Annotated in this window: 12 protein-coding genes; 6 read left to right on the forward strand and 6 right to left on the reverse strand. The window is 59.3% G+C overall.

The genetic code is table 11. The features are described 5' to 3' along the window. Positions 1-175 precede the first annotated feature (175 nt). Genes rfbB through BM338_RS11590 form a run of 5 tightly spaced genes read left to right on the forward strand, consistent with a single transcriptional unit; the run spans position 176 to position 5,021 of the window. The gene (gene rfbB / locus BM338_RS11570) at positions 176-1,225 is read left to right on the forward strand and encodes a dTDP-glucose 4,6-dehydratase (protein WP_090451014.1); all 1,050 of its coding nucleotides are present in this window, start codon (positions 176-178) and stop codon (positions 1,223-1,225) included. Further along, positions 1,222-2,115: a glucose-1-phosphate thymidylyltransferase RfbA gene (gene rfbA / locus BM338_RS11575; RefSeq protein WP_090451015.1), complete on the forward strand. Its 894-nt coding sequence runs from the start codon at positions 1,222-1,224 to the stop codon at positions 2,113-2,115. The genes rfbB and rfbA overlap by 4 nt, the downstream gene beginning before the upstream one ends. Next, on the forward strand, positions 2,112-2,669 hold the full coding sequence (gene rfbC, locus BM338_RS11580; protein WP_090451016.1) for a dTDP-4-dehydrorhamnose 3,5-epimerase: 558 nt from the start codon (positions 2,112-2,114) through the stop codon (positions 2,667-2,669). Before rfbA ends, rfbC begins: the two co-directional genes overlap by 4 nt. Continuing rightward, positions 2,666-3,601 (forward strand): dTDP-4-dehydrorhamnose reductase, encoded by a 936-nt coding sequence (gene rfbD, locus BM338_RS11585; protein ID WP_090451017.1) that lies wholly within the window; start codon positions 2,666-2,668, stop codon positions 3,599-3,601. Before rfbC ends, rfbD begins: the two co-directional genes overlap by 4 nt. A gap of 7 nt (positions 3,602-3,608) precedes the next feature. Then, entirely contained in the window at positions 3,609-5,021 is a 1,413-nt protein-coding gene (locus BM338_RS11590) for a mannose-1-phosphate guanylyltransferase/mannose-6-phosphate isomerase (RefSeq protein ID WP_090451018.1), read from the forward strand. A gap of 64 nt (positions 5,022-5,085) precedes the next feature. Here BM338_RS11590 and glmS read toward each other — a convergent pair whose 3' ends face one another. The 5 genes from glmS to BM338_RS11615 form a co-directional block, all read right to left on the reverse strand. After that, complete coding sequence (gene glmS, locus BM338_RS11595; RefSeq protein WP_090451019.1) at positions 5,086-6,915, reverse strand: glutamine--fructose-6-phosphate transaminase (isomerizing); 1,830 nt, start codon at positions 6,913-6,915, stop codon at positions 5,086-5,088. Between the two features lie 207 nt (positions 6,916-7,122). Then, a complete protein-coding gene (locus tag BM338_RS11600; RefSeq protein ID WP_090451020.1) occupies positions 7,123-8,493 on the reverse strand; it encodes a pyridoxal-phosphate dependent enzyme in 1,371 nt (456 codons plus the stop codon). Between the two features lie 174 nt (positions 8,494-8,667). Next, positions 8,668-8,895, reverse strand: coding sequence for an HP1242/YdcH family protein (locus BM338_RS11605; protein WP_090451021.1), 228 nt, complete (start codon positions 8,893-8,895; stop codon positions 8,668-8,670). Positions 8,896-9,274: 379 nt separating this feature from the next. After that, complete coding sequence (locus tag BM338_RS11610) at positions 9,275-9,922, reverse strand: hypothetical protein (protein WP_090451022.1); 648 nt, start codon at positions 9,920-9,922, stop codon at positions 9,275-9,277. Beyond that, positions 9,922-10,500, reverse strand: coding sequence for a DUF4398 domain-containing protein (locus tag BM338_RS11615; protein ID WP_090451023.1), 579 nt, complete (start codon positions 10,498-10,500; stop codon positions 9,922-9,924). The genes BM338_RS11610 and BM338_RS11615 overlap by 1 nt, the downstream gene beginning before the upstream one ends. Positions 10,501-10,585: 85 nt before the next feature. Here BM338_RS11615 and BM338_RS11620 point away from each other — a divergent pair, with 85 nt between their 5' ends. Next, positions 10,586-11,701 carry a PilT/PilU family type 4a pilus ATPase gene (locus BM338_RS11620; RefSeq protein WP_177229304.1) on the forward strand — a complete coding sequence of 372 codons (1,116 nt, stop codon included), beginning with the start codon at positions 10,586-10,588 and terminating at the stop codon, positions 11,699-11,701. Between the two features lie 45 nt (positions 11,702-11,746). On the opposite strand, the gene maiA is transcribed toward BM338_RS11620, so the two are convergent. Continuing rightward, complete coding sequence (maiA, locus tag BM338_RS11625) at positions 11,747-12,415, reverse strand: maleylacetoacetate isomerase (RefSeq protein ID WP_090451025.1); 669 nt, start codon at positions 12,413-12,415, stop codon at positions 11,747-11,749. Between the last annotated feature and the right edge of the window lie 73 nt (positions 12,416-12,488).

A 12,488-nucleotide genomic window follows, 5' to 3' on the forward strand; every position in this document is an offset into this window, starting at 1 on the left:
ACCGGGCTATCTTAACCGGGAAACCCGAAGGCAACAGGTGGAGCCAGATGAACGGCGTCATAACTGACCCGCATAAGACGGCGTCTTGTAAGGCATTTGGCTACGTCAGAGCGAGTTTGCTCGCTCCCCAAAGCATGACAGAATGGCTCGACATAATTTCGCCCAGTCAGGACTTATGACGACACTGCTAGTTACCGGCGGAGCCGGCTTCATTGGTGCCAATTTCGTACTCCAGGCCGTTGCCCAAGGGCATAGGATCGTGAACCTGGACAAGCTGACGTACGCCGGCAACCTTGACACACTGTCTTCCCTGGAAGGCAACGAACGACATGCATTCGTGCAGGGTGACATTGGGGACCGCGATCTCGTTTCCAGCTTGCTGAATATCCATCAGGTGGACGCCGTTGTAAATTTCGCCGCCGAGTCGCACGTCGACCGCTCAATCGACGGCCCTGCGGCATTTGTCGAGACCAACGTAGTCGGCACACTGGGACTGCTCGAGAGCAGCCGCGATTACTGGCGCTCTCTCGACAAAAATGCGCAGAAGGATTTCCGTTTCCTGCATGTATCGACGGACGAAGTCTACGGTTCGCTGGGAGACGAAGGGCAATTCAAGGAAACAACGCCGTATGCGCCGAATTCGCCTTATTCCGCGTCCAAAGCAGCCTCGGACCATCTAGTTCGTGCGTTCCATCACACCTACGGTTTGCCGACACTGACCACGAATTGTTCAAACAACTACGGTCCGTACCAATTTCCGGAAAAACTGATCCCACTGGTTATTCTGAAAGCCCTGGCGGGCGAGTCACTGCCAGTTTACGGCGACGGTCGCAACATCCGTGATTGGCTGTATGTAGGCGACCATTGCACAGCGATCCAACGCGTGCTCGAAGCGGGACGCGTCGGAGAAACCTACAACGTCGGTGGCAATGCCGAGCGTGAAAACGTCGTAGTGGTCAAGACCATCTGCGCGCTTCTGGATAACCGTCGACCACTTGCTGATGGCCGTAAGCGCGAGTCGCTGATCACATACGTCAAGGATCGCCCGGGCCACGACCGTCGCTATGCGATCGATTCGAACAAGTTGCAAAACGAACTCGACTGGCGGCCATCGCAAACATTCGAAACAGGTATTGAACACACCATTGATTGGTATCTGACCAACATGGCGTGGGCCAGTCGCGTCCTCGACGGCAGCTATCGCATGGAGCGACTCGGCACATGACCATGACCGCACATAAGGGCATTATCCTTGCCGGCGGATCCGGCACGCGGCTTTACCCGATCACCCAGGCGGTCAGCAAGCAGCTGCTACCTGTCTATGACAAGCCGATGGTGTACTACCCGCTTGCCACGTTAATGCTGGCAGGTATTCGCCAGATCCTGATGATCAACACACCACACGAGCAAGCATTGTTCCAGCGGCTGCTTGGCGATGGCTCGCAATGGGGCATCGATATTACTTATGCCGTGCAGCCGTCGCCGGACGGCCTAGCTCAGGCTTTCATCATTGGGCGCGACTTTGTCGGCAATGATCCAAGTTGTCTCGTACTTGGCGACAACATCTTCTACGGCGTTGGCTTGACCGAACGCATGCGACGGGCCGTTGCGCGCCAACACGGCGCCACCGTGTTCGGCTACTGGGTGAGCGACCCGGAGCGCTACGGCGTGGCCGAATTTGATGCGCAGGGGAAGGTAATCGGCCTGGAAGAAAAACCTGCCCTACCCAAGTCCAATTACGCGGTAACCGGCCTGTATTTCTATGATGGGCGCGCTTGCGACTACGCCGCCTCCCTTAAACCCTCACCGCGTGGCGAGCTGGAAATCACGGATCTCAATCGGTGCTATTTGCAGGATGAGACATTGCACCTGGAGCAGCTTGGCCGTGGCTATGCATGGCTCGATACGGGCACGCATGAATCTTTGATGGAAGCCGGCAACTACATCCAGACCATTGAGCATCGCCAGGGACTGAAAATCTGCTGCCCAGAGGAGATCGCCTACCTCAGCGGCTGGATCGACGCAGAGCAACTGCTTCGCCTGGCGCAACCACTCTCCAAGACCGGCTACGGTCAGTATTTGCGCAACTTGACCAAGCAGGGCTACGTGCAATGAAAGTCATAGAAACCTCGCTGCCTGGCGTGGCGGTAATCGAACCACAGGTATTTGGTGATGCACGCGGCTACTTCTATGAGAGCTACAACAAAGCCAAATATCGCGAAGCAGGCATTACTGCAGAGTTTGTTCAGTCCAATGTGTCTCGCTCGGCCAAAGGTGTGCTGCGGGGCCTTCACTATCAATGGCCCAACCCCCAAGGCAAGCTAGTAAGCGTGCTCGAAGGCGAAGTTTTTGACGTGGCAGTGGACGTACGTCGCAACTCACCAACGTTTGGACAATGGGCCGGCGTGATGCTTAGCGCCGAGAATAAACGCCACTTTTGGATTCCAGAAGGCTTCGCGCATGGCTTCTGCGTTGTCTCCGACTTCGCCACTTTCGCCTACCAATGCACCGCCCTCTACGATCAGGCAGCTGATGCAGGGGTGCGCTGGAACGATGCCGATATAGGCATCGACTGGCCCCTGACCAACCCATTGCTCTCTGGAAAAGATGAGAAAGCACCTCTACTCAAGGAGGTTCCTTCACATCGCCTGCCGGAGCTATTGCGTTGAAGGCCCTGCTTCTCGGCGCTAATGGTCAGCTGGGGCGCACGTTCATTAGGGACGGGACATTGGCCCTGAGAGGCACCCTTGTTGTAGCCAGTCGCGACGGGAACCTGTCGGATGGCGGCCGCGGGGAAGTGGGAAACCTAGCCCAACCAGATACTCTTATCCAGTTGCTCGACCGGGTGATGCCCAATGTCATCATCAATGCTGCAGCCTATACCGCTGTAGATCGCGCGGAGCAGGAAGAGACATTGGCCACGCTAGTCAATGGCACGGCCACTGGCGTGCTAGGCGAGTGGGCAGCAGCACACAACTCACTGGTTATTCACTACTCCACCGACTATGTCTTTGACGGCCAAGACCCCAATCCATATCCGGTGAATGCGGCGACAGATCCTCTTGGCGCTTATGGTCGAAGCAAGCTCGCTGGCGAACGGGCACTGCACGCCAGTGGCTCCGATCACCTCATCTTCCGCACAGCCTGGGTCTACGCTTCGCACGGGAGCAATTTCCTTCGCACTATGCTTCGCCTTGGCGCAGAACGCGACGAACTTCGCGTAGTTGCTGATCAGCATGGCGCACCAACGAGTACCAATCTCATCGTAAACGCAAGCCTCGCTGCATTGGATCGCTGGCTCCATGCGTCGACTGAAGAGCGCAGGCAGTTGGTTGGAGTCCATCATCTGGTCGCAAGCGGAGCAACGACGTGGCATGGCTTCGCATCCGCCATTTTCGATAGCGCCCTGGAATCTGGCTTGATATCTCGCAAGCCCGTCGTCCATCCCATTTCCACCACCGAATTCCCCACCCCGGCCAAGCGTCCCGCTTACTCGGTGCTGGACAACCAGGGCTTTGTGCAACACTTCGGCTGCCTATTACCCGATTGGCGCCATGGCTTGAGCGAAGTCATTGGCGAACTCAACAACTCACCCAATTGACACAGCCATGCTGATTCCACTGATATTGAGCGGCGGCAGCGGCACACGCCTCTGGCCAGTGTCTCGCAAAAATCTTCCCAAGCAATTCCTGTCCCTCACCGGGGCAGGTACATTGTTTCAGCAAACCGTGACCCGCACGCGTATGCTATCGAGGGTGGCTGCTCCGATAATCGTTGCCAGCGAGGACCATCGGTTCCTTGCCGCTGAGCAACTACTGGAGCTCGGCATCAAGGAGGCATCCATCATGCTGGAGCCGGTGGCGCGCAATACAGCCCCCGCTATCGCACTCGGAGCATTACACGCACTGGCAACGGATCCCGAAGCCATTCTTTTGGTCCTTCCTGCGGACCACCTTATTGGTGATGAGCGGAGCTTCGTCGAGGCGGTCCAGCTTGCGCTGCCTACGGCAGAAGCCGGATGGCTAGTTACTTTTGGCATTCGACCCGACCGCCCCGAAACAGGATTCGGCTATATCCGTCGAGCCGAGGTGATCGACAAAAACGCTTATCGCGTGGAACAGTTTGTCGAAAAGCCCAACTTGGTCAAGGCTGAGTCCTATCTCGCCGACGGCGGTTACGACTGGAACTCTGGCATGTTCCTGTTCAAAGCATCGAGCTACCTGGAAGAACTGGCTGAACATGCGCCGGAGATACTTGGGGCAGTGCGCGTCGCCTACGCCACGGCGAAGTCAGATCTCGATTTCGTGCGAATTGACGAAAGCGCCTTCTCGAAAGTCCCAGACAACTCGATCGACTATGCCGTAATGGAAAAATGCAGGCGTGCAGCTGTCATTCCGGTGACCTGCGATTGGAGCGATATAGGCTCATGGTCGGCCCTGTGGTTGGCAGGTCTACGCGATGCTGACGGCAACCTGCGAGAGGGTGACACGATTGCTGTAAATACAGCCAATTCATTGCTGCGCTCTCATGATCGCCACCTACTTGCGACGGTTGGCGTGAATGACCTAATCGTCGTTACCACGCCCGATGCCACGTTAGTCGCTCATCGCAATGCTGCACAGGACGTAAAACGAGTAGTTGATGAGCTCAAGACTGCTGGCCGAACAGAGCACTCACTACATCGCATCGTGCGACGCCCATGGGGAAGTTACGACTCGCTTGAGGCGGGTGAACGCTTCCAAGTCAAGCGCATCGTGGTAAAGCCAGGCGCCGCTCTTAGCCTCCAGAAGCACCATCATCGTGCCGAGCACTGGATCGTCGTATCGGGTACGGCTGAGGTCACTTGCGACGACAAGGTATTCACGCTCAGCGAGAACCAAAGTACATACATCCCCCTCGGCAGCGTGCACCGCCTCAGAAACCCAGGGAAGATGCCGCTCGAAATCATCGAGGTACAATCCGGAAGCTACCTCGGCGAGGACGACATCGTGCGCCTTGAAGATGTTTACGGACGTTCTTGAATATTCTCTTCTTCGGCCACAAAAAAAGCCGCGCACTGCGCGGCTTTTTTTGCCCTCAGCGAAATTATTCCACTGTTACTGACTTGGCGAGATTACGTGGTTGGTCTACATCGGTGCCGCGCAACACGGCCACGTGATAAGCCAGAAGCTGCAAAGGAACAGTGAAAACAGCGGGAGCGATGAAGTCACCTCCACCATCTATGCGCAAAATCGCACCCCTCGATGTATTCCCATCCATGCTAGCAGCACCATCCGCGAAGACCAGCAACTCTCCACCACGCGCACGCACTTCCTGAAGATTTGACTTGAGCTTATCCAGCAACGGCCCATTCGGCGCTACAGCGATTACCGGCATATCCTCATCCACCAAGGCCAGCGGGCCATGCTTGAGCTCACCAGCCGCATAGGCTTCAGCGTGGATGTATGAAATTTCCTTGAGCTTGAGCGCCCCCTCCATCGCCACCGGATACTGAGATCCACGTCCAAGGAACAACGCGTGCTGTCGGTGAATCAAATGCTCTGCCAGTTCGATAATCTGGGGCTCGAGCTGCAGGGCCTTCTCGATCATTTGCGGCATGTGCTGCAGTTGGGCGGTGAGGTCTGCGTAGCGAGCATCATCTAGACCACGATGACGGGCCAATTGAAGGGTGAGCAAGCCCAGAGCTGCAAGCTGAGTGGTGAAAGCCTTGGTGGAGGCCACACCGATCTCCGGGCCGGCACGCGTCATGAGCTTGAGGTCAGCCTCTCGCACCACTGAGGATTCCGGCACGTTGCAGATGGCAAGAGTTCCAAGGTAGCCACGCCGACGCGATTCACGCATGGCGGCGAGCGTGTCTGCGGTTTCGCCGGACTGGGAGATCGCCACGAATAACGTACCCTCCGGAACTACAGCTTCTCGGTAACGATATTCGCTGGCGACTTCTACGTTCACCGGCAGGCGCGCGTAATCTTCAATCCAATACTTGGCTACCAAACCAGCGTGGTAGCTGGTGCCACAGGCAATAATATGAATGCCCTTAGCCTTGGCCAGCAGCTCGTCGCCGCCCACGCCGAAGATGTTGGGCAAAACGCCATTGGGACCGATGCGCGCTTCGAGCGTATCCGCGACTGCGCGAGGCTGTTCGAAAATTTCCTTCTGCATGTAATGGCGATATTCACCACGCTCGACGGCGTCGGCAGACAGCTCACTTTCGTGCAGCGCTCGCTGCACGGCTTTGCCGGCACGATCAAAGATACGCACCTGATCTCGACTGATCTCGACGACATCATGCTCTTCGAGATAGATGATCTTGTTCGTAACCTGAATCAGCGCCTGTGCATCGGAGCCAAGGAAATTTTCCCCAATACCGACGCCAACCAGCAGCGGCGCACCGCGGCGCGCTCCCACGACGCGGCCAGGCTCGGCATCGCTGATCACCGCAATAGCGTAAGCACCTTCCAATTCGTGCACGACCGAGGAAACGGCATCGAGCAAGGACTTGCCACCGGTCATGCGCTCGCTAATCAAAGCCGCCATGACTTCGGTGTCCGTTTCGGAGGTGAAGCTGTGGCCGTGCGATTCCAGCTCGGTACGTAACGCCGCGTAGTTCTCAATGATGCCGTTATGCACCAGCGCCACACGCCCGGCCACATGCGGATGCGCGTTCACCTTATTGGGTACGCCATGGGTAGCCCAACGCGTATGGGCGATACCGGTGCCACCGGGGAACGGGTCGGCGAGATAGAGTGCTTCCATCTCGCGCACTTTGCCCTTTTCACGAACGCGGCGAATCTCGCCGCTCTGCAGCACAGCCAGACCGGCCGAATCGTAGCCACGATATTCCAACGCTTTCAGGCCGGCAATCAGCAGGGGCGCGACGTCACGCTGGGCAGTGGCAGCAACGATTCCGCACATAGGCAACCATCCTTTCTAAAGGGGACAAGGGCGCAGCTATCGCCGCAGCAGTCCGCAACTTTGTCGGGAAGCCATTTCAGCAAACTTTCGTGGCGCCCCGGCGACAGCAACGGCGGATGCCATCGTCATCGACGGCATCGAGGCGGTATGACTGCCCTTTGTCGCAATCGTTCACGGTAAAGGATCGACCCATTCACACTTACGTGCCTAGTGCACCTTACGGCGTAGATAATTCAGCAGATCGATGCGAGTGATGAGGCCAAGAAACTGCTCGCCGTCGACCACGATGGCTACGTGGCCACGCTCGAATACCGGCAGCAGTGCTTCGATCGGCGAACGTACGTCAAGCATCTGCAGATTGCTGATCATGGCGGTGGACACCGCATCACGGAAACGCGCTTCGTCCGCATGCACATGCATCAGCACATCTGACTCGTCGAGGATGCCCACCAGCTTGTCGCCGTCCATCACCGGCAGCTGCGAGACGTCGTAGAGCTTCATGCGCGTATACGCCGTCATCAAGAGCTCGTTGGGCCCAACTATCACAGTGTCGCGCTGGGCGAACGGGCGCAGCAGCAGGTCGCGCAGATCACCATGCCGCTCGCGTTCGATGAAGCCGTTGTCGAGCATCCAGTAATCGTTGTACATCTTCGACAGGTACTTGTTGCCGGTGTCGCAGACTAAGGTCACTACGCGTTTCGGCGTGGTCTGTTCACGGCAATATTTGAGCGCAGCGGCCAGCAGGGTGCCGGTGGATGAACCACCGAGAACGCCTTCTTTCGCCAGTAGTTCGCGCGCAGCCAGGAAGCTCTCTTTGTCCGAAATCGCGTAGGCCTTCTTCACTCGGGTGAAGTCACTGATGGACGGCAGGAAATCTTCGCCGATGCCTTCCACCATCCAGCTGCCGGACTTCGTTGAGAGCACGCCTTCGTTGATGTACTGGGCAAGGATCGAACCCACCGGATCGGCCAGCACGAACTCGGTGTTCGGCGATGCTTCGGCGAAGAACTTGGAAAGCCCGCTCAGCGTGCCAGAGGAGCCGCACCCCACCACAATGGCGTCGACCTTGCCGTCCAGCTGCTCGAGGATTTCGGGGCCGGTGGTGGCAATGTGCGCCGCCGGGTTGTCCGGGTTGCCAAACTGGTTGATGAAGTAGGCGCCGGGCGTTTCCCGCGCGATGCGCTCGGCCATGTCCTGGTAGTACTCCGGATGCCCCTTGGCGACGTCGGAGCGTGTGAGTACTACCTCGGCACCCATGGCCTTGAGATTGAAAATCTTCTCGCGGCTCATCTTGTCCGGCACAACCAGGATCAGGCGGTAGCCCTTCTGCTGCGCCACCAGTGCCAAACCCAGACCGGTATTGCCGGCGGTGCCTTCGACCAGGGTGGCGCCGGGCTTGATCTTCCCTGCCTTCTCCGCGCCTTCGATCATCGACAGGCCAATGCGGTCCTTGATCGACCCGCCGGGGTTGGTGTTCTCCAGCTTGAGGAATAACTCACAAGGGCCGGCATCCAGGCGCTGCGCGCGCACCATCGGGGTGCGACCGATCAGTTCTAGGACACTCTGGTGGACCGTCATGAGGACTCCGCTGCGTTGGTTCGGGTCACGTCGTCACGACGGCCCGCAAGGAGTTCATGATAACCGAGCGTGTGAATCCCCTTCGCGTCGCCCGTCTTCAGAAACGGATCGGCCCCGGTGGCCTACCCTTGGCGGGTGGCTCCGGGGCCGCGTGTCATGCGAAAACGCGCAGGCTCAGTTTATGAGGTGCTTGCGGGCGTCCCACATACGTTGCAACCGCTCCTTGGCATGGAGCTTTTCCTTCTTCATGCCCGACAGGGTCATGTCGTCGATGGGAAGTACGCCGATCTCGGCGTCGTGCACCTTACTGTCGAGTTCCTTGTGGTGTTGGTAGAGCCGGCGGAATTCCGCATCGGCTTTCATCAAGGCTTCGACATCATCACGCTGCTGGTTTTCAAACATGATCCGACCTCCTCGCGAGTGACCGCGGGCGCGGGATCGGTGCGCCCGCAAACGGTGGGGAAGCACGCACACACCCACGCCCCACACCGGCGTACCGGAAGCGGGCTGTCGAGGGAAGAATGGGTATGCGCATGATTCAGGTCAGTGACCCATGGAGCGAAGATGCCCCATGGGTATCTGACCCTACTCTCCGAAAAAGAGGTGTGCAAGCAGAGGCGACAAACCGCGGCGTGGCGCGACTTGTCGCGTTAAACATCTGTCAGAACAGTCTTTTTTCGTGCACCCACAGTGCGACCGCACCGCTAAAAAGAAACGCCCGGCATGGACTCAGCCATGCCGGGCGCCTGATAGCAGTAAGTCCAATCGACTGGTGGCGCGACTACTTCTTGCCCTGCCCTTTTTTCGGCGGGGGCGGTGTATCCGAAGAGCTATCGCCCCCCTGCATCTGCGTGCGCATGGCGCGAGCCGCCTGCGTCGCCAGGTCAGCCTCTTTGCGAGCGGCGTTGGCCACCTTGGCCTGAGCTGCAGCCACCTTCTTGGCCTGTTCGGCCTGGGCCTGGGCCTGCTGCGCCTGAGCCGTGGCTGCGGCACCCTCCTCCTGCAGACGAGCCGCTTCTTCCTGGGCCATCTGGTACTGGAGGCGCTGGCGTTCCAGCTCGCGACGAGCCTGCTCGGCTTCGCGGCGGCTGCCATCGAGCTGGATCTGGTCGTGCTCGCGATCGAGCTGGGTGATCTTCAGCTGGGCGTCCTGCAGCTGCGCCGTGGCCTTGGCCAGATCGACCCGACGCTCAGCCAAGTACAGGGCATGAGCGCGATCGCGCGATCGCGCCTGGGCCAGTCGCGCAATGGCATCACGGGCGCGCGCCTGCTCACTCTGCGCATAGCTCCCTAGCGTAGGGTCGCGGGACAGCTGGTCAAGGCTGTTGTTGAGACGGGCGATATCCAGGTCGTCCTTGGCCGCATGAGCGACGCCTGCGACTGCAAGCGACAGCACCAGGGCGGTCAGGGCGGAATTGAGAATTTTCATCAGTGGCCTCCCTGATCGTTCGTCTGCGGCAGGGTCTGGAAGCCCCCGTCCTGCGGAGCGGGCTGCAACATGGAGGACGACGGGGCCGGCATGTCGGTCGTGGGCTGCTGCGCCGGCAGGCCGTCCTGGCTCTGCTGCTGTTGTTGCAGCTGCTGTTGCTGGGCCTCATGGCTGGCAAGCGCCTGATCGATCTGCTCACGCAGGTCGCGGTTAGCCTGGCTCTTGTTCTGAATCTGCGCACGCGCCGCGCCCAGGCGGGCCTTGGCACGCGCCAGCTCGGCATCCGCCTGCGCCTCTTCTGCCAGGACAGCCGCGTCTTCGTACTTGCGGCTGGCCATGGCCGACTGGGCCTGCTGGAACTTGTTTTGCGCAAAGTCCAGGTCAACGGGCGCGTAATCGGCCGCGCCAGCGTCCCGGGCGGCACGCAGCTGGGTCTGGGCCTGGTTCATGGCGCCATCAGGTGGTGGCACGCTGGCGCAACCGCCAAGCGAGGCCAGGACCAAGCCAAGAATCAGGGTCGAAACCGCCTTCCGAACGCCCTTGGAGCGCCCGTTCAGCGGGGAAAAGATGTGGACCATCACTCATTCCTCTAAGAGTGTCGCAGCGTATTGTGGGCGGGCATAATCCACTATTGCAACGCGCACAAAATTTCAGGGGACACGAGTGGACATTGGTTACTTCCTCAAGCTTATGGTGGACAAGGGCGCGTCGGATATGTTCCTGACGACCGGCGCCCCCGTGAACATCAAGGTGGAGGGCAAGCTGTATCCGCTGGGCAACACCGGTCTGCCGGGCGGCATGGTGAAGAAAATCGCCTATTCGTTGATGGATGAGGGCCAGGTACCGCAGTTCGAGCGCGACCTGGAGCTCAATATGGCGCTGGCCGTGAAGGAAGCCGGCCGTTTCCGCATCAACGTGTTCAAGCAGCGCGGCGAAGTGGGCATGGTGATCCGCGCCATCAAGAGCGAAATCCCCAGTATCGACCAGCTGCAGCTACCGAGCATTTTCCGCGAGCTGATCATGGAGCCGCGTGGCCTCATCCTAGTGGTCGGCGCCACTGGCTCGGGCAAGTCCACCACCCTGGCGGCGATGATCGACCAGCGCAACCAGAACTCGTCCGGCCATATCCTTACCATCGAGGATCCGATCGAGTACCTGCACCGCCACAAGAAGTCGATCGTGAACCAGCGCGAAGTCGGCCTGGACACGCACAGCTATCACGAGGCGCTGAAGAACGCGATGCGCGAGGCGCCGGACGTGATCATGATCGGCGAGATCCGTGACACCGACACGATGGAGGCCGCCATCTCCTTCTCCGAAACCGGCCACTTGTGTCTGGCCACGCTGCACTCCAACAACGCCGATCAGACGCTGGAGCGCATCCTCAATTTTTTCCCGGAGTCGGCGCACAAGAATGTGCTGATGAACCTGGCGCTCAACCTGCGCGCAGTGATCAGCCAGCGCCTGGTGATCGGCAAGGATGGTCGCCGCCTGCCGGCGACCGAGGTGCTGCTCAACACGCCGTTTATCCGCGACATGATTCGCCGCGGCCAGATCCACGAGGTGAAGGAAGCGATGGATCGCAGCCTGCAGGAGGGCATGCAGACCTTCGACCAGTCGCTGTATCGTCTCTACAAGGAAGGCCGCATCGAGCTGGAAGAAGCGCTCAACAAGGCCGATTCGCGCGACGGCCTGGCACTCAAAGTGCGCTTATCCGAAGGCGGCGGTGCCGACAATACCGAGCTGGTCGGCAACGACCCCTACGGCCTCGGCTTCTGAATCATCTGGCGCGGAGCGCATCCTGCCTCGCGCCCCATTTGCAGATTATGCAGCGGGTGCGGGCGCATCCGCCTGCGCTTCAGGCGCGGCACGACAGAAGGCCTCCAGCTCACTGCAGGCTTCGTGTATGCGCCGGATGGTCGGGTAATCATCCAGCGGCAACTTCCAGCGCACCGCGTTGTAGAACTGCGGGATCAGGCACGCGTCGGCGAGGGTTGGCGTATCGCCATGGCAGAAGCGGCCGGTGGCTACATGTCCGGCCAACATCATCTCCAGCGCTTTGAAACCCTCGGCAATCCAGTGCCGCGACCATGTGCCCTTGAGCGCGTCATCGGCTTGAAATTGCGTTCCCAGATACTGCAGCACACGCAAATTTCCAAGCGGATGGACGTCGCAGGCCAGCAGTTGCGCCAGTGCTCGGACGCGGGCGCGCCCCACGGCATCCGCAGGCAACAACGGTGGCGTAGGCCGGGTCTCGTCCAGGTACTCGATGATCGCCATGGACTGGGTGAACACCTGCCCGCCATCGACCAGGCAGGGCACCAGCTCCTGCGGATTCAACGCCTGGTAGTCCGGCGCGTGCTGCTCGCCACCATCGCGAACCAGGTGGATCGGGCGGGACTCATAAGCTAACCCCTTCAGATTCAAGGTAATACGCACGCGGTAGGCGGCGCTGGAGCGCCAATAGCCGTACAACACCAGATCCTGGGCCATCACCTTGTCCTCTGCGATAACGAATACGAGCAGCTGCCAAGCATACCCGCCACCCGGTTTGCATCGCCGGCAG

This window comes from Dyella sp. OK004, assembly GCF_900114495.1.
Lineage (GTDB): Bacteria > Pseudomonadota > Gammaproteobacteria > Xanthomonadales > Rhodanobacteraceae > Dyella_D.